The 25,175-nt window shown below is 66.1% G+C and carries 15 protein-coding genes; 6 read left to right on the top strand and 9 right to left on the bottom strand.

What is annotated here, in order from left to right:
- On the top strand, positions 1-1,080 hold the full coding sequence (locus tag RUGAMON1_RS30920; RefSeq protein ID WP_445234107.1) for a sensor histidine kinase: 1,080 nt from the start codon (positions 1-3) through the stop codon (positions 1,078-1,080).
- Positions 1,068-1,784: a LytR/AlgR family response regulator transcription factor gene (locus RUGAMON1_RS30915; RefSeq protein WP_445234106.1), complete on the top strand. Its 717-nt coding sequence runs from the start codon at positions 1,068-1,070 to the stop codon at positions 1,782-1,784. Before RUGAMON1_RS30920 ends, RUGAMON1_RS30915 begins: the two co-directional genes overlap by 13 nt.
- On the opposite strand, the gene RUGAMON1_RS30910 is transcribed toward RUGAMON1_RS30915, so the two are convergent.
- From RUGAMON1_RS30910 to RUGAMON1_RS30895, 4 genes are all read right to left on the bottom strand, one after another.
- Positions 1,771-5,400 carry a M1 family aminopeptidase gene (locus RUGAMON1_RS30910; protein WP_445234105.1) on the bottom strand — a complete coding sequence of 1,210 codons (3,630 nt, stop codon included), beginning with the start codon at positions 5,398-5,400 and terminating at the stop codon, positions 1,771-1,773. The two genes, RUGAMON1_RS30915 and RUGAMON1_RS30910, sit on opposite strands and share 14 nt — an antisense overlap.
- Before the next feature lie 10 nt (positions 5,401-5,410).
- Positions 5,411-6,277 carry an ABC transporter ATP-binding protein gene (locus RUGAMON1_RS30905; protein WP_445234104.1) on the bottom strand — a complete coding sequence of 289 codons (867 nt, stop codon included), beginning with the start codon at positions 6,275-6,277 and terminating at the stop codon, positions 5,411-5,413.
- A gap of 210 nt (positions 6,278-6,487) precedes the next feature.
- Positions 6,488-8,257 (bottom strand): M14 family metallopeptidase, encoded by a 1,770-nt coding sequence (locus RUGAMON1_RS30900; RefSeq protein ID WP_445234103.1) that lies wholly within the window; start codon positions 8,255-8,257, stop codon positions 6,488-6,490.
- Between the two features lie 137 nt (positions 8,258-8,394).
- On the bottom strand, positions 8,395-9,306 hold the full coding sequence (locus RUGAMON1_RS30895) for a LysR family transcriptional regulator (protein WP_445234102.1): 912 nt from the start codon (positions 9,304-9,306) through the stop codon (positions 8,395-8,397).
- Between the two features lie 103 nt (positions 9,307-9,409).
- Here RUGAMON1_RS30895 and RUGAMON1_RS30890 point away from each other — a divergent pair, with 103 nt between their 5' ends.
- Complete coding sequence (locus RUGAMON1_RS30890; RefSeq protein ID WP_445234101.1) at positions 9,410-10,636, top strand: MFS transporter; 1,227 nt, start codon at positions 9,410-9,412, stop codon at positions 10,634-10,636.
- A 30-nt stretch (positions 10,637-10,666) separates the two neighbouring features.
- On the opposite strand, the gene RUGAMON1_RS30885 is transcribed toward RUGAMON1_RS30890, so the two are convergent.
- On the bottom strand, positions 10,667-13,369 hold the full coding sequence (locus tag RUGAMON1_RS30885) for a TonB-dependent receptor plug domain-containing protein (protein ID WP_445234100.1): 2,703 nt from the start codon (positions 13,367-13,369) through the stop codon (positions 10,667-10,669).
- A 154-nt stretch (positions 13,370-13,523) separates the two neighbouring features.
- On the opposite strand from RUGAMON1_RS30885, the gene RUGAMON1_RS30880 reads away from it, so the two are divergent.
- Both RUGAMON1_RS30880 and RUGAMON1_RS30875 read left to right on the top strand, forming a co-directional pair.
- Positions 13,524-14,234 carry a 4Fe-4S dicluster domain-containing protein gene (locus RUGAMON1_RS30880; protein ID WP_445234099.1) on the top strand — a complete coding sequence of 237 codons (711 nt, stop codon included), beginning with the start codon at positions 13,524-13,526 and terminating at the stop codon, positions 14,232-14,234.
- Between the two features lie 2 nt (positions 14,235-14,236).
- Positions 14,237-16,870 (top strand): molybdopterin-containing oxidoreductase family protein, encoded by a 2,634-nt coding sequence (locus tag RUGAMON1_RS30875; protein ID WP_445234098.1) that lies wholly within the window; start codon positions 14,237-14,239, stop codon positions 16,868-16,870.
- Positions 16,871-16,918: 48 nt separating this feature from the next.
- Here the strand turns inward: RUGAMON1_RS30875 and RUGAMON1_RS30870 are convergent, their stop codons facing one another.
- Positions 16,919-20,482, bottom strand: coding sequence for an indolepyruvate ferredoxin oxidoreductase family protein (locus RUGAMON1_RS30870; RefSeq protein ID WP_445234097.1), 3,564 nt, complete (start codon positions 20,480-20,482; stop codon positions 16,919-16,921).
- 171 nt (positions 20,483-20,653) lie between these two features.
- Complete coding sequence (gene hppD / locus RUGAMON1_RS30865; RefSeq protein ID WP_445234096.1) at positions 20,654-21,766, bottom strand: 4-hydroxyphenylpyruvate dioxygenase; 1,113 nt, start codon at positions 21,764-21,766, stop codon at positions 20,654-20,656.
- Between the two features lie 126 nt (positions 21,767-21,892).
- Here hppD and RUGAMON1_RS30860 point away from each other — a divergent pair, with 126 nt between their 5' ends.
- On the top strand, positions 21,893-22,414 hold the full coding sequence (locus RUGAMON1_RS30860) for an Lrp/AsnC family transcriptional regulator (RefSeq protein ID WP_008444048.1): 522 nt from the start codon (positions 21,893-21,895) through the stop codon (positions 22,412-22,414).
- Between the two features lie 11 nt (positions 22,415-22,425).
- Here RUGAMON1_RS30860 and dsbD read toward each other — a convergent pair whose 3' ends face one another.
- Entirely contained in the window at positions 22,426-24,261 is a 1,836-nt protein-coding gene (gene dsbD / locus RUGAMON1_RS30855) for a protein-disulfide reductase DsbD (protein ID WP_445234095.1), read from the bottom strand.
- Positions 24,262-24,272: 11 nt separating this feature from the next.
- Positions 24,273-25,169, bottom strand: coding sequence for an FAD:protein FMN transferase (locus RUGAMON1_RS30850; RefSeq protein WP_445234094.1), 897 nt, complete (start codon positions 25,167-25,169; stop codon positions 24,273-24,275).
- Positions 25,170-25,175: the final 6 nt, after the last annotated feature.

Raw genomic sequence — 25,175 nt, 5'->3', positions numbered from 1 at the left:
ATGCAGCCCGACACCCTGACCGGCAGCCGCCGCGACTACTGGCTTGCGCAATGCGCGGGCTGGGGCACGCTGGCGGCGCTGGGCGTCTACTCCTCGTGGGGCAAGGGCTTTACGGTCTACGTGCTGTGGTTCTCGGTCGCCAAGATCTTCTGCGCGCTGACCGGGCTCGCGCTGTCGCACGGCTGGCGTGCCTGGCTGCGCCGCACCCGCTGGCTGGCGCAGCCACGCGGGCTGCCGCTGGCACGCATCGCCGCCGGCCTGGCGCTGCTCGGCGTGGCGCAGACGGCGTCGGTGGTGCTGGCCGAAATCCTGTTCCGCAACGGCGCCATCCTCAAGGACAACGACGAGCTGGCGGCCACGCTGGCCATCCTCGCCGTTCTGTGGTTCCTGGTATTCGCGCTGTGGACCCTGCTCTACACGCTGGCCTTGTCGCGGCGTCGCGCCACGCAGCTGGAAATCGAAAAGCTGCAACTGGAAATCCACGTCAAGGACGCCGAGCTGCGCGCCCTGCAGGCGCAGGTCAATCCCCATTTTTTCTTCAACAGCATGAACAGCATCCGCGCGCTGATGTTCCAGGACGTGCCGGCCGCCGCGCGCGCGATGGGCCAGTTGTCCGGCATGATGCGGCACAATCTGCAGGCCGGCATGGCGGACACCGTGCGGCTCGACGAGGAGCTGGCGGCGCTGCAAGCCTATTTGGGCATGGAGAAGCTGCGCTTTGAAGAGCGCCTGCAACTGGCGCAGGACATCGCCCCGGGCCTGGAGGGCGTGATGCTGCCGCCCATGCTGCTGCAAACGCTGGTGGAGAACGCCATCAAGCACGGCGTGGAGCGCAGCGTCGCCCCCTGCCAGGTGCGCATTGCCGCACAGCGCGAGGCCGGCGGCGGCGCGGTGGTGCTGCGCGTCGCCAACCAGGGCCGGCTGGCGGCGGACAGCAGCTCCACGCGGCTTGGCCTGGCCAATGCCGCCAAGCGGCTGGTGCTGTTGTTCGGCCCCGGCGCCGGCTGCCTGCTGGCCGAGGAAGACGGCTGGGTCGTCGCCACCGTGACACTGCCCAGGGAGAGCGCATGCGCGCCCTGATCATCGACGACGAACGGCTGGCCCGCGACGAGTTGCGGCGCCTGCTGCTGGAGCATCCGCAGGTGGACATCGTCGGCGAGGCCGCCGGCGTGCAGGAAGGCCTGCAGCAGATCGCGCGACTGTCGCCGGAGCTGATTTTCCTCGACGTACAAATGCCCGACGGCAGCGGCTTCGACCTGCTGATGGCGCTGGACCAGCCGCCCGCAGTGATCTTCACCACCGCCTACGACCGTTACGCGATCCGCGCCTTCGACGTCAGCGCGCTCGATTACCTGCTCAAGCCCGTCGATCCGCCACGGCTGGCGCAGGCGCTGCAAAAGCGCTTGCCGGCACCGGCAATGGCGCCGGCTACAGCCGCTGCAAGCGTGCCGCCGCAGGACGGCAAGGTGTTCATCAAGGATGGAGAGCGCTGCTGGTTCGTCGCGCTGGACGACATCGTGCTGTTCGAGTCCGAGGGCAATTACACCCGCGTGTATTTCGACCACCACCGTCCTTTGCTGCTGCGTTCATTGTCGCAAATGGAGGCGCGGCTCGACGCCGCAAAATTCATGCGCATCAGCCGCAGCCAGATCGTCAATCTTGCCCGCGTCACCGGCATCGCGCCGGCGCCGGCCGGCGGCATGGCGCTGACGCTACAGGGCGACCTGAGGGTCGGCATGTCGCGCCGCCGCGCCATCCTGTTCAAGCAGCTCAATCGGCTCTGATCTGCACCGGCTTGCGGTTGTCGGCCAGATTGCGATCGATCAGCAGCTGGCGGGGATCGACCTCCGCTTCGGCCGGCAATTGGTCGACCGTCACCGTCACCGTGACGTCGCCCGCCCGCAGCTGATGCTTGCCGCGATACAGCTCGCGCCGCGTTGAAACGCCGCCGTACACCGCCACCTCGACCGGCTCGTCATAGGCGCGCTGCGTCTCGCGGCCCTTGCCGTCCGCTTCCAGCTTGGCCAGGCGCAGCTTCAGCGTCACATCCCAGCGGCCATCCGCGCGGCGGCGCGCATCGGCTTCTGTCATGCGATTGTCGTACAGGACGATGCGTTCGAACAGATCGGTGACCAGCTGCTGCTTGCTTGCCGGCGTTTCGGCGCGGATGAAGGCCAGCAGATCGCGGCTGGTCGCATACGGCGTGCTGCGGTAGCGGTGCCGGTCCAGGAAGGCCTTCAGCGCGCGGTTCAGCGCCGCCTCGCCTATCTCGTCGCGCAGGCGGTAGAACACCAGGCTGCCCTTGCGGTATTCGATGTAGGCCTGGTTCTCGCTGCGGTACAGCGGCCGTTCCTCGCCCAGCTCCTTGCCGCGGCCACTGAGGTAGGCGTCCAGGTCGAAGCGCAGGATATGCCGCACCTTGTCCGCGCCGAACTGCCGCTCCATCACCATCAGCGCCGAATACTCGGCCAGCGATTCGGTCAGCATGCCGCTGCCCTGCACATTGGCGGCGATCACCTGGTCGCCCCACCACTGGTGCGCCACTTCATGCGCGGTGACGTAGAACACATGGTCCACGCCTTCCGGGTCGCGCAGGTCGCTGATGAAGCCCAGCGATTCCGAGAACGGCACCAGGCCGGGGAAACTGCGCGCGTACTGCTGGTACAGCGGGAACTCGACGATGCGCAGCTGCCGGTCAGGATAGGGACCGAACTGCGCCGCGTAGTACTGCAAGGACTGGCGCGCGCCGGCGCTCATGCTGTCGATGTTCCAGGCGTGCCGGGCGTCGTAGTCCACCTCGATCGACACGCCGTTCGCCTGCTCCTTGCGCACCTGCCAGCGGCCGGACTGGAAGGAGAAGAACGGCAGCACCGGACGCTCCATCCGGTAGTGGAAATAACGGCGGCCATTCTGTTCCCAGCTGCGCTGCAGCGTGCCCGGTGCGATCGCCGTCTGGTCGGCGCTGGTGGACACGGTGGCGTCGAAGTCGACAAAGTCGGCGTCGATGCCCCATTGCTTCCAGTAGTTGCTGTAGCGCGCGCGCGGGTCGTCCAGGCCGGGCATGCCGTGCGGCTCGCCCAGGCCGCGCCGGCGCCGTTCGCCACGGTCCTCGATTTCCAGCGACGGGTTGTAGCCCAGGCGCGGGAAGTAGTTCTCAATGGTGAAGCAGGTGCCGTTCAGGTTCAGACCATCGGGCTTGCCGCTGTTGGTGAAGCCGTCGTGGCGCACGTCGACGACGAAATCGAGATCCAGCGTGGCGCCCGGCGCCAGCGCCGTTTTCAACTTGATCGCTTTCACTCCGAAACGCTGATCGTCGACGATCGCGCCATACGGCGGCAGATGCGGGAAGCTCGTGCTGGCGGCGGTGTCGGTCTGCAGACGCAGCATGTCGATCGGTGTCGTGCCGCGATTGGTCAGGCGGTAGCTGCCGCGTATCGCCAGCCTGCGTTGCGCCGGATAGATCGCGACATCGGCCTTGATCGCCGTGATGCCGGGCTGCGGCACGCCCTGATACTGGCGATACAGCTTCTCGTAGCCGGCGCGTTCGTCGAGCAGCTCGGCGCTGGACTGGTAGCGGTTCAGCACATTGGTGTTGTAGTAGATCCAGCCCCCGGCGACGGCGAAGCCGGCGAGGCTGGCGGCCAGCGCCCAGCCGCCCACGCCGCGCAAGCGGCCCGCCGCACGCGACCAGCGCAGGCGCCAGCCGGCGGCGCGGGCGGGCTGCTGGAAGGCCTGCGCCACGATCAGCAGCGCAGCCGCGAACAGCGCCCAATACAGCGCGAACCAGAGCCAGCCCGCGACGAAGCCGCCGTAGCCGTTCAGGTCGGAGTACACCAGCTGCGGCAACGCGGCGTAGCGGTACAGGCGGTGCTCCAGTCCCAGTGCGCCCAGCAGCGGATCGAGCCAGACCAGCAGGATCGACAGGGCATAGCCGATGAACTTGTGATTGACCAGCACCTGTATCGCCAGCAAGGCCATCGCCAGCAGCACGAAGTAGCCGGCGTTGAGCAGCGTCCCTTGCAGATACAGCAGCGGTTCCCATGGCGCGCCGCCCTTGACGACCTGCATCGCGATGGCGGCCAGCACGCCGGCGCCCAGGAAGGCGGCGATCACGGCGACCAGCGCACCGCACTTGGACAACAACGGCAACCAGCCGGGCACCGGCAGCGCCTCGCTCAGATCCGCGACCCCGGCCTGGCGGTCCTTGAAGACCAGCTCTCCGCTGTAGAACAGCAGCACGATGGACAGCACGAAGTTGATGCCATCGCCCAGTTCATCAAGCATCAGGCGCGTGAGCGGATACGGCACGCTGTCGAAGCGCATGCCGCCGACGCTGACGTTGACGACGAAGTTGGCCAGCGCCAGCAACAGCATCACCAGGAAAGGCACGCTTCTGAGCACACCGGCCGCGTCGAGCCGCAGCAGCGCCCAGAACTGCCGCCACGCGACGGCGGCGCCCGAGCGCGGCGCCACGGGACGCCACTGCGCGCGCGCCGCCGGCGCCGACTCAGATGCGGCGGATGCGGCGGATGCGGCCGGAGCCTGCGGCGCAAGCCGGCGGGCCATGCGCGCAACCCTTCCATTCCAGCGCGGGGCGGTACCGGCACGCTGCGGCTTGAACAGCCGGATAGTGGCCGCCAACAGGGTCAGGGCAAGCGCCGACCATAGCAGGCGGTTAATCAGCAGCAGGCCGCTCATCGCGGGCAGCCTGGTATTCATCTCGGCGCCGCTGTAGTAGCGCGTGGCCTGCGACAGCGCCCGCACGCCGAAGGGATCGAGCAGCGCCGCCATGGCGGCGCCCGCAGGCCGGCTGGCCAGCAAACCGGCCATCGCCCACAGCACGAAAAACCCCAGCACGCCGACATACACCATCAGCATCGACCGCGCGGCCACCGCCAGCAACATCAGCAACGCCGCCACGAACAGCAGGTTGGGCACGATGAAGACCGCGAAACTCCACAGGTAGGGCGCGGCCGAAACAGGGCCCAGCCGCTCTGGATCGGCGCCGGAGGTGGCGGAGCCCAGCACCATCGCCAGCAGCACCAGCACGAACACCAGCAGGCAGGCCGCGTAGCCCGCCAGGAAACGGCCGCCAAGGTAGTCGCGCTTGCGCATCGGCGTGGCGTACAGCAGGTCGGCGATGCCGGCGTCGCTGTCGCGCAGCACGGCGCCGGCGATGAACACGGCCACCAGGAACATGGCGATCATGCTCAACACCCCCAGCTGGTTGGCTATCACCACCGGCGCGTTCAAGTGGACGTTGCCGATGCCGCCGCCCAGCCGGAAGCTGCTGCTGCCGGCGGTCAGGAAGGCTGCCGCCATCAGCGGCAAGGTCAATACCCACAACACCGGCTGGCGCAGCTGGTAGCGCAGATCGAAACGGAAAAATTCCTGCCACATCGCGTTCTCCTCAGGCGGCCCGCAGTTGCAGGAAGTAGACGTCTTCCAGGTCCGGCTCCACGCGGCGGAAGCCTTCGTCAGGCTGGCTGTCGGCGTACACATTGATCTGCGGCCGGCCGCCCACCAGGCGGCTCGACAGCACCGTGCAGCGCTGCTGGTACTCGGCCAGCTCGCCGTCGCTGACGCTGCGGCGCCAGACGCGGTCCCGCAGCGTGGCGATGGCCGCCTGCGGCGCGCCTTCAATCAGCACCCTGCCCTTGGCGATCATCGCCATGCGCGGGCACAGGTCGGTCACGTCCTCCACGATATGGGTCGACAGGATCACCACCACGTGCTCGCCGATGCGCGCCAGCAGGTTGAGGAAGCGGTTGCGTTCATCGGGATCGAGGCCGGCGGTCGGCTCGTCGACGATCACCAGCTTGGGCGCCCCCAGCAAGGCCTGCGCGATGCCGAAGCGCTGCCGCATGCCGCCTGAGTAGCTGGCGACGGCGCGCTTGCGCGCCTCCCACAGATTGGTCAGCTGCAGCAACGCCTCCACCGCCTCCTTGCGCTCGCCGCGATGGGTCAGGCCTTTCAATACGGCGAAGTGGTTCAGCAGTTCCAGCGCGCTAACCTTGGGATAGACGCCGAAGTCCTGCGGCAGGTAGCCGAGCTGGCGACGCAGCGCCGCCTTGTCGGCGACGACGTCGACGCCGTTGAAGTGGATGCTGCCGCTATCGGCATCCTGCAGCGTGGCGATGGTGCGCATCAGCGAGGACTTGCCGGCGCCGTTGGGACCCAGCAGGCCAAACAGGCCGGTGGGAATCTCAAGGCTGATATGGTCGATGGCGTGGACGCCGTTGTCGTAGGTTTTGTTCAGCTGTTTCAGCGATAGCATGGCTGGCACTCCGATGAGAGAATGAGCCAGCGTAGCGCCGCCCTCCACTCTTCGCCACCGCAGCCACACGAACGGCGCAAGGCGCTGGCCGAACGGTCGAAAACCGTGATGGACGGCGCCGACTTCAAGGCGGCGCCGGCTGAACGCGATCCTGAAGCAGAAGATGGAAGAAGCCACCGCCAAAACCAACGGCGGTGGCACGCCCGCGGTTTAGTACTTCAGCGCCGTGCGCATCACCGGATAGAGGTTGTAGCGCTCGTCCCACGATGCGTGGCGGCGCGCGAAGAACTCCAGCCGCTTGGCCTGGCTCTTGTTGAACTCCGCGTCGCTGTCGAGCTTTTTCTGGAACTCCGCGCGCAACGCCGGATCGGCTTCCAGCTGGCCGCGCGCCACGTCTTCCGCCACATACTCCTCCATGTACTCCTTGCGCTCGAAGGCGTTGTTGAATTCGCCCCAGGCCAGCAGCGAATCGGCGCCGCGCGGCTCCAGCATCGTCATCACCAGGCGCGCCTTCGGCTGCGCGATCGGCACGAACAGCGCGCCCTTCGCCACGGAGCGGCGCTCGCGTCCCCAGTCGCCTTCCACCGCCAGCGATTGACGGCCCTCGAACGACTGCGCGCCGAATTTGGTCTTGGTCGCGCGGAAGGTCTCCACCTCGGCCGACATCAGGTCCGACGCCACCACCTTGAAGGCGATGCCGTGCTGTTTCAGCTTGGCGCCGATGCGGGCCGCGTCGGCCAGCGGCACCAGGTAGCCGCCCTTGGGCGCGGCGATCTTCAGGTCCGGCACCACTTCGTCGCGCAGCGGCAGGGTCCACATCTGCGGCTTGGTCTCGTCGTAGTGCGTCATCAGGCCGCCCGACACTTCCGAATAGCTGCGCGTGTACTCGTAGCCGGGGAACTCGATGGTCTTGGCGTTGAAGGTGGTGCGGTAGCTGATCGGGAAATCGGCGCCGGCCAGGGCGGCGGCGCGCACGTCGGCATCCTGCGTCATTTTCTGCCACTCCTTGCCGTGGGCGGCGACCTGCGACAGCAGCGAGACGATGGTGTTGCGGGTGATGCGCACGCGGGTCGGATAGTCCTTCCACGAATGGGTTTCGACCAGCATGGCGAAACGGTTGCGCATCGGGAAGTAGCCGGTCGAGAAGCGCGCCGTCGACATGCTGTCGACGAAGCCGGAGGTCGGGTCGTCGTCGGTGGCGAACGAAATGTAGTACGGCTTGGGATCGGAGCCCTGCGCCTTCAGGTCGGCGATCACCGCCGTCTGCAGCGCCAGGCCGGCCCGCTTCAGTTCCTCGTCGCCGCCGTGCACCGGCTCGACCTGGATCGACACGTCGGGCTGGAACTTGGCGCCGTCGGTGACGTGCAGGTCGACGTAGGCCAGCGGATCCCAGGCGTTCACCAGCGCCAGCATGGCCTGCATTTCCGGCGCGTCGGCTTTGACGTAGTCGCGGTTCAGGTTGTAGTTCTGCGCCGTGGTGCGCCAGCCCATTTCCACCGGGCCGCGCTGGTTCGGACGGTTCCATTTGCCGAAGCGCTCATGGCCGTCGACGTTGAACACCGGGACGAACAACAGCACCTGCTGGTCCAGCGCGCCCGGCGCGGCCTTGTTCTCCAGCGCCTCGCGCAGCGCCAGGAAGCCGGCGTCCTTGCCGTCGATTTCGCCGGCGTGGATGCCGCCCTGCACCAGCAGCACCGGCACGCCGCGCTTCTTCGCCTGTTCGGCGGTCAGCGCGCCGGTGCGCGAGACGGCCAGCGCCAGCATCGGACGGCCTTCCGGCGTGCGGCCGAATTCAAAGCAGCGCACCTGTTTCGGATACGCCTTCTGGAAGCGCCCGCACAGGTCGACGACCTCGTCGTAGCGGCCGGTGTTCTGGAAACCGGAGCGTTCGGCGACGGTGCTCAGTGGCGCGGAGGCTGGAGCGGCGGCGGCAAGGGTGGAAGTAGCGACAAAGGCAAGCAATATGGCGGAACGTATCATGGACAGGCTTCCAGCAAGGGTTGAATGGCCGGTGCCCGGCGGGACCTACCCGCCGGCATCGGATCGCCGGAAATTATAGTCGGCTTTGCGCCCCGGCGATCATCGACCGGCATTTCCCTGGCCGCCGGCCGCCACGCTCACGCTTGCAGGTCGGGATCGGCGCGGAACACGCCGGCGATCCACTCGGCGAACACGCCCAGCCGCGGCGACGCCATGCGGCCCTGCGGGTACAGCAGCGAGATCGGCATCGGCGTCGGCGGCGTCGCCGCCAGCACTTCGACCAGCGCGCCGCTGGCCAGGTGCTGCCTCACCTGGTAGCGCGCCGCCTGGATCACGCCCATGCCCTGCAAGGCGCAGATGATGTAGGCGTCCGGATCGTTGACGGCGATCGCGCTGGGCACCTCCACCGTCACCACGCCGCCGTCGACCATGTAGTCCCAGTCGAAGGGGCGGCCGGTGCGGCCGGAAAAATGCGTCACGCCGCGATGCGCGCGCAAATCGGCCGGCGCGCGCGGCACGCCGTGCGCGGCCAGGTAGGACGGCGCGGCGCAAGTCAGGAAAGCCATGCTGCCCAGGCGCCGGCCGATCATCGCCGAATCCTGCAGCTCGCCCACCCGCAGCGAGCAGTCCAGGCCTTCCTGCGTCAGGTCGGTGAGGCGCTCGTTCAGGCTGACGACCAGGTCGAGCTCCGGGTACTCGCGGCAAAAGGCGGGGATGTGCGGCATCACCACATTGCGGCCGACGGCGCCCGGCAGCTCCACCCGCAGCCTGCCCTGCGGCTTGCTGCGGCCGTGGCCGCGAAACGCGCCCTCGGCGTCCTCCACCGCCTGCAGGATCTCCAGGCATTTCTTGAAATAGTCGGCGCCGTCCGGCGTCAGCGACAGGCGGCGCGTGGTCCGCTGCAGCAGCTGGGTGCCGAGGAAGGCTTCCAGTTTCTGGATGGTGGCCGTCAGCGCGGCGCGCGGCAGGTCCAGCGTTTCGGCGGCGCGCGTGTAGCTGTTGGCCTCGACGATGCGCACAAAGGTCTGCATGGCCTTCAGTCTGTCCATGATTGTTCATATAAAGTGAAAAGTATGGGAGCATTATGCCCTGATTATCTTTGCCCGGCTTTTGTCTAGACTCTGTCCATCCCCACTTCCCCATGGAGTCAACATGAGCAACCCCGCACAAGACGACATCAGCCCCGGCATGGTGCTGCTGCTGGCCGCCGCGACCGGCCTGATCGTCGCCAACCTGTACTACGCGCAAACCCTGGTCGGCCCGATCAGCGCCGCCACCGGGCTGTCGCCGCAGGCGGCCGGCCTGATCGTCACGCTGACGCAGATCGGCTACACCCTCGGCCTGCTGTTCGTGGTGCCGCTGGGCGACCTGCTGGAGAACCGCCGCCTGATCGTCACCGGCCTGCTGTTCACCTCCGCCATGCTGGTGCTGGCCGCGTTCAGCACCAGCGCCTGGATGTTCCTGACCGCCGCGCTGGGCATCGGCCTGGGCTCGGTGGCGGCGCAGATCATCGTGCCGTTCGCCGCGCATCTGTCGAAAGAGGAAACCCGCGGCCACACGGTCGGCAAGGTGGTCAGCGGCCTGCTGCTGGGGATCATGCTGGCCCGTCCCGCCGCCAGCCTGATCGCCGACGCCAGCAACTGGCACGTGGTGTTCGGCGGCGCCGCCGTGGTGGTGCTGGCGGTGGCGCTGGTGCTGCGCGCCAAACTGCCGCTGCGCGCGCCGGCCGCGAAGATCGGCTATCCGGCGCTGATGGCGTCGTTGTGGCACCTGTTCCTGCGCACGCCGCTGCTGCGCCGGCGCGCCGCCTATCACGCCGGCCTGTTTGGTTCCTTCAGCCTGTTCTGGACCGTCACCCCGCTGATGCTGGCCGGCCCGCAGTTCCACCTGTCGCAGACCGGCATCGCGGTGTTCGCGCTGGTGGGCATGGCGGGCGCCGTGGCCTCGCCGGTCGCCGGTCGCCTGGCCGACGCCGGCCACACGCTGATGGCGACCGCCGCCGCGCTGGCGCTGGGCGTGATCGGCTTCGCGCTGCCGATGCTGGCGCCGCAGGTTCCGGAACTGCGCAACGTGGCGCTGGCGATCCTGGTGATCGCATCGATCGTGCTGGACATGGGCGTGGCTGCCAACCTGGTGCTGGGCCAGCGCGCCATCTTCACGCTGGGCGCGGAAGTGCGCAGCCGCCTGAACGGCGTGTACTTCGCGCTGTTCTTCGCCGGCGGCGCGCTCGGCTCGGCGCTGGGCGGCTGGATGTTCGCCACCCACGGCTGGCACGCCGCGCTGTTGACCGGCATGGCCTTCCCCGGCCTGGCGCTGCTGTACTGGCTGACCGAGTATGCCGGCCATACCGCGGCGCTCAAGGCCGCGGTAAAGGCCTGAGGCAGCGCCCGCGCCGAAGCGCGGGCCGGCTTAGGAACCGAAGTGGTAATTCAGCTCGACCCAGCCCTGGCGGCCGGTCGGGCTGTAGTTACCCACCGTGTAGTACGGCCAGCCGCCGCTGGTGTCAGACTTGACCTTGTTGAACAGGTTGTTGACCGCCACCGACAGCGTGGTGCGCTGATTCAGCTGATACACGACGCTGGCGTTGACCAAGGTGGTCGGCGACAGGAACGCCGTGCCGGCCGCGTTGGGCACCTTGCCGTAACGCTGCAGGAACAAGGTGTTCGACCAGTCGCCCTGGTTCCACGTCAGGCTGGCGTTGAGCTTGTCGCGCCAGTCGGAGTTGCCCAGGTCATCCAGGTCGTTTTTCAGCTCGTCGCCGGAGAACTGGCGCGATTTGGCGCTCAGCGTCTTCGAATAGTTGACCTTTGAAATCCACACACCGTAAGCCTGCGTACGCAACGCGTACTTGGCGCTGACGTCAATGCCGCTGACGCTGGTCGATGCCGCGTTGATCGGATTGACGTGGATTTCCTTGATCTCGCCCGGCTTGTTCAACGCTGTCAATGGATTGCGCACGATGCGGGCGATGGCGTCGGCGCAGGTCGGCGAAGTCAGGTCGCCGGTCACGCGGCAATTCGATTCGTCGCGCAGCAGCTTGTCGGCGCTCAGATTGGTGACCAGATCGTCGATCTTGATGTTCCAGTAGTCCAGCGACACATCGAAGTTGGTGCTCGGCGACCACACCGCGCCCAGGCCCGAAGAGCGGCCTTTTTCCGAACGCAGGTCCCGGCTGCCAGTCTGCACGTAGTCCGCGCCCGGCGACACGTTGGCGTAGTCACAGGTGTCCAGCGGCTGGCCGGCCTTGGCGCAGCGGTAGTAATCGGTGCTCGACGAGTAGTAGCCGGTGCCGCGCGCCTTGTAGATGTAGTTCATGTCCGGCGCGCGGAAACTGGTGGAGTGATTGGCGCGCAGCAGCAGCGATGTGACCGGGCGCCATTCCAGGCCGGCGTTGTAGGTCAGCTTGCCGTCGCTGCGGCCGGCGAAGCTGTAGCGGTCGTAGCGGGTGGCCACGGTGGCGTCCAGCTTCTCGACCAGCGGCACGCTCGCCTCCAGGCCCAGTGCATAGCGCTTGCGGGTGCCGGCCGTCACGTCCGATGGCGCGACGGTATTGAAATAGCCCTGGTTGATGCGCGGGTCGGGCGTGTTGGAGAAGCCCTGCTTGCCCAGCTCCGCCACCGTCGCCAGCTTGACCGGGCCGGCCGGCAAGTTGAACGCTTCGCCGTTGGCGCTCACGCTCAGCGTGTTGGTCCACGACTTGTCGTTGCTGACCGAGGTGCCGGTGATGCTGTCGAATTCGGCCGGCGTCAGGCGCGTGTTCAGGCGCGCCGGATCGGGCGAATAGATCGCCACGCCGTCCGCGTCCCGGCCCAGTTTCGGCCCCAGGAAGAAGCTGTCGATATTGGCCAGCGCGCGCGGCGTGTGGCTCTCGCTCTTGTACAGCGACGCCGAGTAGGCAGCCTCGTACTGCCAGCCGGTGCCGGGGATCGTGCCCTTGGCGCCGAACGAAAGTGAACTGGCCTGGTCATCCCAGCTGCGATTGTAACGCTGCGCGCCGCCGATTTCCTCCGGCGAGATATAGCGGCTCCATGCCTCGTAGGCCTTGCTGTTCTGGTTCCAGAAGTAGCCGTCGGCGGTCGACGCCGAGGTCCACGACGGGCCGCGGGTATTGTTGGCGCTGCGGTTCTGGCCCAGCAGCGTCTCGGCGAACAGCGTGGTGGACGGCGACAGCTCGTAGTTGGCGCTGCCGAACAGATTCTGGCTGCTGTTTTTAGTCTGGGTGGTCCAGTAGGTCGGCCCCACTTTCGGGCTGGCGCAATAGCTGCCCGACTTGCCGGTGTACTTGACGGTGCTGCCTTCGTACAGGTCCGTCAGGCTCGCGCAGGCATCGCCCGGATCGACGTATTTTCCGGTGCTGATGTTCTTGCGGCCGCGCACGGAGGACGGCGCCACGCCGACCTTGGAGCTCATGAATTCGCGGTCGCGGCTCCACAGCGGATCGCGCTCCAGGAATTCGGCGCTGAACAGCGCATTGAGCTTGCCGTAGCTGTCGCCGCCGGTCAGCTGCAGGCGCTGGTCGTCGCCGCCGCCGCGCGAGGTGCCGCCGGCCTTGAGATTGACGTCCAGGCCAGTGGCCTTTTTCTTCAGGATGATGTTGACCACGCCCGCGATCGCGTCCGAGCCGTAGACGGCGGAAGCGCCGCCGCTGAGGATCTCGATGCGCTCCACCACGCCCGACGGAATGTTGGCCAGGTTGGTGAAGTTGACCGTGCCTTCGTAGGCGATCGGGAAGTCCGCCAGGCGGCGGCCGTTGAGCAGCACCAGCGTGTGATTGGGGCCGAGGCCGCGCAGGCTGATGGCGTTGGCCGACGGCGTGAAGGTGTTGCCGTAATCCGCGCCTTGGGTGAAGCCGCTGTTCTGGGTCAGGTTGCTGAGCGCATCGAAGACGTTTTTGTAGCCTTGCTTGGTGATGTCCTCGCCGGTGATGACGGTGACGGCGGACGGTCCTTCCAGGCTGGCGCGCGGAATGCGCGAGCCGGTGACGACGACGGCAGGCGGCGCAGCGGTGACCGCGCCCGCCTCCTGCGCTTGCGCCAGCGCAGGGCCGGCAGCGCCGCACAGCAGGGCGATAGCGCCCGCCGCCAGCGGCTTCAATTCAAATTTTGTTTTCATTGAGGTGATCCGGGGTGAGAAAGGGATGCCACCTTATCAAGCCGGGGATCAAACCAGAACGAATGAATTCGCGATTGCATATGCATTATTTTGTGGTCTAATCAGCAGACGCGCCGCGCGGGCGCGGCGTTTTTCATCTAGCGGGGAGAGTCTCATGAGCACATCCACCAGCGCCGGCCCCAAATGGGGCATGGCCATCGACCTGGAACGCTGTATCGGCTGCCATGCCTGTTCGGTTGCCTGCAAGGTCGAGAATTCCGTCTCGCTCGGCCACTTCCGCACCAAGGTGTACTACTACGATTTCGCCGCGATCAACCCGTACAACCAGCAGCCGACGACCAAGCGCGCCTTCCTGCCGACGCTGTGCATGCAATGCGAGGATGCGCCCTGCCTGGACGCCTGTCCGAACGACGCGATCGTGCGCGGCAGCGACGGCATCATCCATATCGACGATACCGCTTGCGATCGCAGCCGCGACTGCATCAAGGCCTGCCCCTACGGCGCTATCCACATCGACCCGGTGGCGGAAGTGGCCGACAAATGCGACTTCTGCTCGCACCGGCTGGCGGCCGACATGGCGCCGGCCTGCGTGGAGGTGTGTCCGGCCGACGTGTTCGCGTTCGGTGACCTGAACGATCCGGCCAGCCCGGTCAGCCGCTTCCATGAAAAGCACCGCCAGCAGGTGGCGCCGCTCAAGCCGGAGGAAAAGACCAAGCCGCTGGTGCAGTACCGGGGCCTGGGTGGCGTGGTGCCGCGCGCGATGGCGCACAAGGTACCCAAGGGCCGCAGCCATGATCCGTTCTCCTACGAGATCGACACCTGGGACCAGTTGAAATCGGCGTTCTCGAAACCGAAGGGAGCATGACCATGGACCGTCGGAGATTCATCAAGAGCGGCATCGGCTCGATGGCCGGACTGGGTCTGGGCGAGACCATCCTGCTGACGCCCAACTCCGCGCAGGCGCTGAACTACCGGCCGCTGGCCGATGGCGCGCAGCGCAAGGTCAAGAACGATTACCGCAACGCCCAGCGCATCACCAGCGTATGCCTGAACTGCTCGACCGTGTGCGGCATCGAAGCCTTCGTCCAGGATGGCAAGGTGATCAAGATACGCGGCAATCCGCTCGATCCCAACATGGGCAGCTACATGACCTGCGCCAAGGGTCAGTCCGGGCCGACCATCAACGATTACCCGGAACGGCTGCTGTACCCGCTCAAACGGGTCGGCGCGCGCGGCTCAGGTTTATGGCAGCGCATCAGCTGGGACGAGGCCTACGCCGAGGTGGCGCAACGCATCAAGGCCAGCATCGACAGCGGCCATCCGGAGCGGGTCGCGCTGCACCAGGGCCGCTCCCGCATCGACGCCGAAATCAACCGCTTCCTGAGCGCGATCGGCACGCCGGTGCAGTTGAACCACCGCGCGCTGTGTTCCTCCAACAAGCGCGCCGCCAATTACGTTTCGCTCGGCGAGACCGACTGGGAATCGATCGACGCCGAACGCTGCAAGTACTTCCTCAACTTCGGCGCCAATTTCTACGAGGCGCACCAGGGCGGCCTGCATCTGGTGAGCCGCGTGGTCAAGGCGCGCTTCGACCACGGCGCCAAGCTGGTGACGTTCGACGTGCGCCTGTCCAACACGGCCGGCCGCAGCGACGAATGGCACCAGCCGTTCCCCGGCACCGACGGCGCGGTGGCGCTGGCGATGGCGCACGTGATCGTCCGTGAAAACGAGATCGACCGCGACTTCATCGAGAAGTTCGTCCAGCCCGGCCTTGAAACGATACGCGGCTGGCTGGCCCCGTGCACGCCGGCGTGGGCCGCCAAGCTGTCCGGCATCGCCGCGCAGGACATCGAGCGACTGGCGCTGGAGTTCGCGCGCAAGCGGCCCGCAGTCGCGGCCTTCACCAACCGCGGCGCCGGCGCCCACTACAACGGTTTCAACGCCGAGCGCGCGGTGATCATGCTCAACGCGCTGGTGGGCTCGATCGCGCGGCCGGGCGGCTACTGCTACGGACTGGAAGAGAAGCTGTCGATCAGCCGTTATCCGCAGCCGCAGCCCCAGCCTCCCTCGCCCAAGATCCGCACCGACCTGGAAGACCCGCCGGACTGGCCGCTGGCCAACCGCTGGCAGAAGATGAAGGTCGGCCAGATCGTCTACGACTATCTGCGCCAGGGCCGCGCGACGCTGGACGTCTACCTGAGCTACACCATCGCCTCGCCGATGACGTGGCCGGAGGGACGCAGCACCACGGTCGAAGTGCTGATGGACGAGAAGCTGATACCCTTCCACGCCTGCTCGGACATCGTCTACTCGGAGATGGCCCATTATGCGGACCTGATCCTGCCCGATGCGACCTACCTCGAACGCTGGGGCCTGGACATCCGCAACAACCTGGAGCTGACGCACTTCGTCACGCTGCGCCAGCCGTTGACGCCGCCGCCGGGCGAGGCGCGCAGCTTCGCCGACGTGCTGTTCGACATCGGCCGCCGCCTCGGACCGGAGCAGGCGAAGTACTTCCAGTTCGGCAGTCACGAGGATTTCGTGCGCATCCAGTGCTCGAAGCTGCCGGCCGTCGGGCCGGACGGCAAGCAGTTCAAGGACGGCTTCGAATACATGAAGCACTATGGCGTCTACGTCGACACCTCCCAGCCGAAACCGTACGAGGTGTTCCAGAAACCGTTGAGCGGCAAGCAGCTTGACGGCAGCCGGGTGGACGCCGCCAGCGGCGTGGTCTACCGGCCCAACGACAAGGGCAAGGACAGCGCGGTCGGCCTGATGGCGGGCGGCGCGGCGGTACGCGGTTTCGCCACACCGTCGCGCAAGTTCGAAATCCACGCGCCGGAGGTGACGCTGGTGGCCAAGACGCGCGGTTTCGCCGACGACGGCATGCCCACCTTCGTGCAGATCCCGTCGCACCGCAAGCTGCCGGCGGACCGCTTCATCCTCAGCACCTTCAAGTGGAATGTGCACACGCAGGGCCGTACCGCGTCGCAAAAATACCTGGTCGAGATCGTGCACGACAACCCGATGTGGATCAACGTTGCGACGGCAAAGAAACTGGGCCTGAAGAGCGGCGACATGGTCGAGCTGACCACCTACCGGCCGCAATCAGGCCCGGCCGACCAGCCGGCCCTGCAGGCCTATCGCGGCACCGGCGAGAAAATGGGCTCGGCGCGGATGCGGGTGTTCGTCACGCGCGGCATCCATCCGCGCGTGGTGGCGGTGTCGAACTCGCTGGGATGGATCAGCGGCGGCCGGGCCGCAGAAGGCCGCAGCGGACGCCGGGTCGAGGTGGCGGCGCAAGGGATAGGCCCCGAGGCGGCCAAGGCCTTCGGGCCGGCGCCGGCGCTGGATGACCTGAACGCCGGAGTGTGGTGGGACAAAAAGAACGGCGGGCGAGGCAACGGCGTCAACATCAACGCGCTGCTGCCGATTAATCCTCAGCCGCTGGTCGGCATGCAGGCGTGGTTCGATACGGTCTGCTCGCTGCGCAAGGTGTGAATCGGGCGGACAGGCGAAAAAAAACGGCCCCGCGAGGGGCCGTTTTTTTTATGCAGCGTTGGTGTGGCTGTCAACCGGCTTGCCGAAGGAAGCCAGCAATGCCGCCTCCTTCTGCTTGGCCGCCTTGAAGTGACGCTCCTTCACGTGGCCGTAGCCGCGGATGTCTTCAGGGATGCTGGCGATGGCCACCGCTTGCGACAGATTCTCGGCCGTCAGTTTCGGCAGCAGCGAGGTCACGGTGGCGCGGTACTCGCCGATCAGCGCGCGTTCCATCTTGCGCTCCGCCGTGTAGCCGAAGATGTCCAGCTTCGAACCGCGCAGGCCCTTGAACTTGGCCAGCAGGCCAAACGCCTTCATCATCCACGGACCGAATTCCTGCTTGATCAGGTGGCCTTCGGCATCGTGCTTGGCCAGCAACGGCGGCGCCAGGTGGAACTTCAGCTTGATGTCACCTTCGAACATGCCGGCGATCTTCTGCTGGAATGCACCGTCGGTGTACAGGCGGGCGACTTCATACTCGTCCTTGTACGCCATCAGCTTGTAGTAGTAGCGCGCCACGGCTTCGCTCAGGCGGGTGGTCTTGCCCAGCTTGGCCTCTTGCGCGCGGACCTGGTCGACAAACGATTTATACTGTTTAGCATAATCCGCGTCCTGGTAAGCCGTCAGCAGCTCGACGCGGCGGGCGACGATGTCGTCCAGCGTCTGGATGCGTTTGAACTCGATCACCTTGGCCGGCGTGGTCAGCTTGGTCACGGACGCCAGATCGTGGGCGGCGGTGCGGCCCCAGTTGAAGGCCGACTTGTTGAAGCCCACCGACACGCCATTGAGCTCGATCGCCTTGATCAGCGATGCTTCGCTCAGCGGCACATGGCCCTTCTGGAAGGCGTAACCCAGCATGAACATATTGGTGGCGATCGAGTCGCCCATCAGCGCGGTGGCGATCTGGCCGGCGTCGACGAAGTCCACCAGCTCGTTGCCGCAGGCCTTGACGATTTCGCCGCGCGAGGAAGCATCCGGGAACTGCCAGTCCGGATTCTTCACAAACGCAGCCGTCGACGAGCCGGTCGAGTTGATCATCGCGTGCGTGCGGCCTTCGCCCATGCGCGACAGGGCGTCGCGCGAGGCGGTGACGATCAGGTCGCAGCCCACCACCAGGTCGGCGCTGCCGGTGCCGACGCGGGTCGAGTGTAGGTCGGACTGCTTGTCCGCCAGGCGCACGTGCGACATCACCGGGCCACCCTTCTGGGCCAGTCCGCTCATGTCCAGCACGATAGCGCCCTTGCCTTCGACGTGCGCCGCCACGGCCAGGATCTGGCCGACCGTCACCACGCCGGTGCCGCCGATACCGGTGATCAGGATGCCGTACGGCGTTTCCGTCGACGGCAGCACAGGCGTAGGCAGCACCACTTGCGGCCCCTCACCCACCGCCGCCTTCTTCGGCTTCTTCAGCGCCCCGCCTTCCACCGTCACAAAGCTCGGGCAGAAACCGGTGGTGCAGGAAAAGTCCTTGTTGCAGGACGACTGGTTGATCTGGCGCTTGCGGCCCAGGTCCGTCTCCAGCGGCTCCACCGACAGGCAGTTGGACTGCACGGAGCAGTCGCCGCAGCCTTCGCAGACGGCTTCGTTGATGACGGCGCGCTTGGCCGGATCCGGGTACTCGTTACGCTTCCGGCGGCGACGCTTCTCGGAGGCGCAGGTCTGGTCGTAGATCATGGCCGACACGCCCGGCTTGTCGCGCAGTTCGCGCTGCACGTCCATCAATTCGCTGCGATGACGCACGGTGACGCCTTCCGCCCATTTGTAATCGGCCGGGTATTTTTCCGGCTCGTCGGTGACGACGATGATCGGCGTGACGCCCTCGGCGGCGATCTGGCGCGAGATCATGCCCGGATCGAGCGGACCGTCGAACTGCTGCCCGCCGGTCATGGCGACGGCGTCGTTGAACAGGATCTTGTAGGTGATGTTGACCTTGGCCGCCACCGCCGCGCGGATCGCCAGGATCCCGGAGTGGAAGTAGGTGCCGTCGCCCAGGTTGGTGAAGACGTGCTTCTCGTTGGTGAACGGCGCCTGGCCTACCCAGGTCACGCCCTCCGCGCCCATGTGGGTGAAGGTCGAGGTTTCGCGGTCCATCCACAACACCATGTAGTGGCAACCGATGCCGGCCAGCGCGCGCGAACCTTCCGGCACCTTGGTCGACGTGTTGTGCGGGCAGCCGGAGCAGAAGAACGGCGTGCGGTCGGTCTGCGGATTCGGCTTGACCGACAGCGTTTTCAGCGCCAGTTCCTTCGCTTCCAGGAAGGCCACGCGTTCCTGCACGCGCTGCGCCACCGGATGGCCGGCGCAGTAGTGGGCGATGCGCGAGGCGATGGCGCGCGCGATCTGCGCCGGGTTCAGCTCATAGGTGGCCGGCAGCAGCCAGTCGCCGTGGCCGGTCTTGCCCTTGTTGCTCCATTCGCCGGTGTCGTCGAATTTGCCGACCACGCGCGGACGTTCGCCGTCCGGCAGGTTGTACAGCTCTTCTTTCAGCGCGTATTCGAGGATCTGGCGCTTTTCTTCGACCACCAGGATCTCGTCCAGGCCCTTGGCGAATTCGTGCACACCGTCCGCTTCCAGCGGCCAGGTCATGCCGATCTTGTACAGGCGGATGCCGATGTCGGCAGCGGCCTGCTCGTCGATGCCCAGGTCGGCCAGCGCCTGGCGCGTGTCCAGGTAGGATTTGCCGGCGGTGATGATGCCGATCTTCGGCTTCGGCGAATCCCAGATGATCTTGTTCAGTTTATTGGCGCGGCAGTAGGCCAGTGCGGCGTACCACTTGTAGCTGTTCATCCGCACTTCCATATCGAGCACGGTGTCCGGCCAGCGGATATTCAGGCCGCCTTCCGGCAGTTCGAAGTCGGTCGGCAGCTGGATCTGCACGCGGTCCGGATCGAAGTCCACCACGGCGCCGGATTCGATGATGTCGGTGACGCACTTCATCGATACCCACAGGCCGGTGTAGCGGCTCATGGCCCAGGCGTGCAGGCCGTAGTCGATGTATTCCTGCACCGACGACGGGTACAACACCGGGATGCCGCAGGCGTTGAGGATGTGGTCCGACTGGTGGGCGGTGGACGAGGATTTGGCCGCGTGGTCGTCGCCGGCCAGCACCAGCACGCCGCCGTTCTTGGCGGAGCCGGCGTTGTTGGCGTGCTTGAAGACGTCGCCGCAGCGGTCGACGCCGGGGCCTTTGCCGTACCACATGGAGAAGACGCCGTCGTATTTGGCGTCCTGGAAAAGATTGGTTTGCTGCGTGCCCCAGACCGCGGTGGCGGCCAGGTCTTCGTTCATCCCGGGATGGAACTTGACGTGGTGGGCGTCCAGGTACTTCTTGGCCTTCATCGCCGTCATGTCGACGCTGGTGACCGGGGAACCGCGATAGCCGGTGATGTAGCCGGCGGTGTTCAGGCCTGCCTTCAGGTCGCGTTCGCGCTGCATCATCGGTAGACGGATCAGGGCCTGGGTGCCGGTCATGAAGGCCCGGCCGCGTTCCAGCGTCCACTTGTCGTCTAGTGAAATTTCGTTGTCCGAGTGCGTGCCCGGCTCCAGTTGCGAGCCCTTGTGAGGTGCGTTCATTGTGTCTCCATTATTCTTTAAGCCATGCGCTACAGGGCCGGATTGGGCCCTGTAGCGCGCGATCCGCCGGCTCTTGTGGAGGCGGCGAAGCGGAAAAATGTGGTTTTTTATAGGGTACCACAGGCCTGTGCCCCGTTCTGTGCGGGGCTGCCGGCTTTACCCCCTTGTTCCTTATGCGGCCGTAGGGTCTTTCAGCACGCCGCGCTTGATCTGATCGAGCTCGATCGATTCGAACAGCGCGCGGAAGTTACCTTCGCCGAAGCCCTGGTCGCCCTTGCGCTGGATGATCTCGAAGAAGATCGGACCGATGACGTTCTGGCTGAAGATCTGCAGCAGCAGTTCGCGTTCGGTGTCGTTGCTATGGCCGTCGATCAGGATGCGCAGGCGGCGCAGGTCTTCCAGACGCTCGCCGTGGTTCGGCAGGCGGCGGTTGACCAGCTCATAGTAGGTCTCGATCGTGTCCTGGAAGGCGATGCCGGTTTTCTTCATGCCTTCGACGGACGAGTAGATGTCGTCGGTGCCCAGCGCGATGTGCTGGATGCCTTCGCCGTGGTACTCGTCCAGGTATTCGGCGATCTGCGACTTGTCGTCCGACGATTCGTTGATCGGGATGCGCACTTTGCCGCATGGCGAGGTCATGGCCTTCGACTTCAGGCCGGTCAGCTTGCCTTCGATGTCGAAGTAGCGCACTTCGCGGAAGTTGAACATCTTCTCGTAGAAGTCCGCCCATTCCTTCATGCGGCCGCGATGGACGTTGTTGGTCAGGTGGTCGATATAGGTCAGGCCATGGCCGACCGGATTGGCGACCGCGCCAGGGATGGCGACGAAGTCGACGTCGTAGATGCTGATGTCGCCGATCGAGCCTTGCTCGCCGCCGTTCTTGCCGCGCCAGCGGTCGACCAGGTAGATCAGCGAATCGCCCACGCCCTTGATGGCGGGGATGTTCAGCTCCATCGGGCCGGTCTTGTTGTCGAAGCCCCAGGCGCCCTGCTCCAGCGCGCGCTTGTAGGCGAACGCGGAATCCTGCACGCGGATCGCGATGGCGCACACGGACGGGCCGTGGTGGCGGGCGAAGCGCTGGGCGAAGGAGTCCTGCTCGGCGTTGATCAGGAAGTTGATGTCGCCCTGGCGATACAGGGTCACATCCTTATGGCGGTGACGGGCGATAGCGGTAAAACCCATGCTCTCGAACAGTGCGCCCAGGGCTTTTGGATCGGGTGCGGCGTATTCGACAAACTCAAAACCATCGGTACCCATCGGGTTGTCCCAAGGCGTAAATTTCATGCGAGTCTCCTTCTTTGAATAGCGCACAGTATAGACCCGCTTCACCAGCATTAAATTGCAAACAATTCCCACGGATCGCTGTTCTGCGCAATAATATTGCCTGAACCATGAATTTTTGAGGTATTTATGACCAAAATTGCGCTGGACAAAACCGACCGTAAAATTTTGTCAATTTTGCAGGCCGACGGCCGGCTGTCGAACCAGGATGTGGCGGAGCTGGTGGCCTTGTCGCCGTCGCCCTGCCTGCGCCGCATCAAGCGGCTGGAAGAGGCGGGCGTGATCCGCCAGTACGTGGCGCTGCTGGACCCGGACAAGATCGGCCTGGGCCTGCTGGCCTACGTCAACGTGCGGCTGGAGAAGCACAGCGAGGCGGCGGCGCACAGCAACGCCCGCGCGCTGGGCGCGCCGAACGCGCCGGTGTCGCCGCGCGCGGATTTCGCGGTGTCGGTGGAGCAGTGGCCGGAGGTGGTGGCCTGCTACGCGATGACGGGCGAGATGGACTACCTGCTGCGGGTGCACGTGGAAGACATGGACCACTTCTCGCGCTTCATGATGGCGACGCTGCTGCGCCACCCGGCGGTGCTGGACGTGAAATCCTCGTTCGCCCTGCAGCGCATCAAGGACACCACCGCGCTGCCGCTGGTATAAAGCCGGGCGGCTCAGGAGGTGAGGTGGCGGCTCAGGTGCTGGACGAACGGTTCCGGCGCCAGGAAGCCGATCACGCGGCTGTTCGGGATCTCCTTGCCACCGTTGAACAGGATGATCCCCGGCGGCCCGAACAGGCCGAAGCGCTTCATCAAGGCCTTGTCGTCGGCGCTGTTGGCGGTGACGTCCACCTGTATCAAACGCACCTGCTTCAACTTGCCGCTGACGGCCGGCTTGGAAAAGGTGAAGCGCTCCATCTCCTTGCAGGACACGCACCAGTCGGCGTAGAAGTCCAGCATCACCGGCGTCGTGCTCGACGCCAGCACCTGATCCAGTTCGGCCACGGTCTTGATGCGGCTGAAGCGGACTTCGTCTCCGGCCGGCGCCGCGCCTTCGGTACGGGCGATGCTCAGGTGGCCCAGCGGTTGCAGCACGTCGCGCCCGGCGCTGGCGGCGCCCGCCAGTTCGAGCAAACCGCCGACCAGGAACGCCAGTCCCAGCGTCTTGCCGACATAAGCGCCCAGGCCCGCCTTGGCGCTGGCCGGCAGCGGCTCCAGCACATGCAGGAACACGGCGCACAGCAGCGCGAACATCCCCCACAAAACCATCATCACCGTCACCGGGAACACCGGCGTGATCATCCAGATCGCCACCGCGATCAGCAGCAGGCCGAAGATTTTCTTCACACCGTTCATCCAGGCGCCGGCGCGCGGCAACAGGCTGCCGGCCGAGATCCCGGTCAGCAGCAGCGGCACGCTCATGCCGACCGCCATCGAGAACAAGGCCCAGCCGCCGGTCCAGACGTTGCGCGTCTGGCTGATGTAGAGCAGTGCGCCGGCCAGCGGACCGGCCACGCACGGGCCGACGATCAGGGCCGACAAGGCGCCCATGACGAACACGCCGGCGAAGCGGCCGCCGCCCATATTGCCGCTGGTCGCGCTCAAGCGGCTTTGCAGGGCGCTCGGCAGCTGCAACTGGTAGACGTCGAACATCGACAGCGCCAGGCCGACCAGCAGCGCGCCGAAGGTCAGCAGCACCCACGGCTTTTGCAGCGCGCCGGCCAGCCCTTCGCCAGCCAGGCCGGCGGCCACGCCGAGCGAGGTGTAGACCAGCGCCATGCCCAGGCAATACGCCAGCGCCAGCGTGAAGCCACGGCCGCGCGACACCGCGCCCTCGCCCACGATGATCGAGGACAGGATAGGCACCATCGGCAGCACGCAGGGCGTAAACGACAGCAGCAGGCCGAAGGCGAGGAAGGCCAGGCCGATGCGCCACGCGCTGCCGCTTTGCAGCGTGCGCTGGGCGAGCGAGCTGTCGTCTTCATGGGCCGGCGCGGTGGCCGATGCGGACGATGCGGCCGGTGCCGCGGTGGCAGCCGTGGCCGCCGCGCTGGCCGGCGGCGCATCAACCGCCACCAGCTTGCCCGGAGCCGCAGGATCGACGCGATAGTTCTGCGTCGCCGGGGAGTAGCACAGGCCGGCATCCGCGCAGCCCTGATAGCCTACTTGCAGCGTGAACGCGGCGGCAGCCGTCACTGGCAGATTGACCACCAGGCTGCTCTGGTAAGTCTCCATCTCCTTGTTGAAGTTGGTGTCGAACTTGCGCAGCCCTGCCGGCAGCTCCGGTGCTTCCAACTGCGCGCCGTCCGCTTTGAAACTCAAACGGTCGCGATACAAGTGATAGCCCGGCGCGATCGCCCACGACAACCTCAGCGTGTGCGCATCGACCAACTCACCCTTCAGCTGGAACGCCTGGTCCGGCTCCAGGAAATCATCCGCTCGCGCACCGGTGGCCAGCGCTATCACCGCCACCAGCAGCGCCATCAGGCGCGTCATCCAATTGTTCATCATTTCCATCCTATTCAAACATCCCTGAACAGCATCTGCCCCTGATCGTTCACGGCCAGATACCCCATGTCCGACGCATTCAAAAAATTCAAGCCATCCTGCTGCTTCAGCATCGCGATGGTCGAGCAGCTGCCGGCGGCGATCGCCATCGGCGCCAGCACGCTGACCGAACGCCAGTACCGCACCGGCATGCCGTCGCGCGGATCGAGGATGTGGCAGTAGCGCTGCCCATCGAGCTCGAAGTAACGCTCATAGTCGCCGCTGGTGGCCAGCGCCCCCGTGCTGACCGGTATGCTGGCGATCACGCTGTCCGGATCGCGCGGATCCTGGATACCGATGCTCCACGGCCGCCCGTTCAGGCGCGGTCCGATGAAGCGCATGTCGCCGCCCAGGTTCACATAACCATGCTTGACGCCCGCGTCGGCCAGCAGCGCGGCCGCGCGGTCCGCCGCATACTCTTTGCCGAAGCCGCCGAAATCGATCTCCATCCCGGCCTGCCGCAACGCCACATCCTCCGCACCGCAATCCACCTTGTCCCAGCCCACCAGCGCCAGCAAGGGCTCCAGCATTTCCTTGCGCGGCACCTTGGGCTGTCGAAAATCCCAGGCCCTCCGCAGCACGCCGGAGGTGATGTCGAACAACCCCTCGCTGGCGCCGTGCAGCGCCGCCGCGTAACCCATCAACGACATGGTCTCGCTGTCGCAGTGCACCGCCTCCTTGCCCGCTGCCGCATTGATGCGCGAGACAATGCTGTCCGGCCGGTAGCGCGAATACTTGGTTTCGATACGCAGCACCTCGTCCATGGCGCGCTGCGCCAATAGCGCCGCCGATTGCGCGTCCGGCGCGGCGAACCGCAACTCGCAGCGGCTCGCCATGGCCTGGAACGTGGTGCGATGGATTGCGTCTACCATTTCGCC

This window comes from Duganella rhizosphaerae (assembly GCF_040364205.1).
In the GTDB taxonomy this organism is placed as follows: Bacteria; Pseudomonadota; Gammaproteobacteria; order Burkholderiales; family Burkholderiaceae_D; genus Rugamonas; species Rugamonas rhizosphaerae.
Note: the sequence above shows the minus strand (reverse complement) of the source record. Positions and strands in the feature narration are given on the sequence as shown.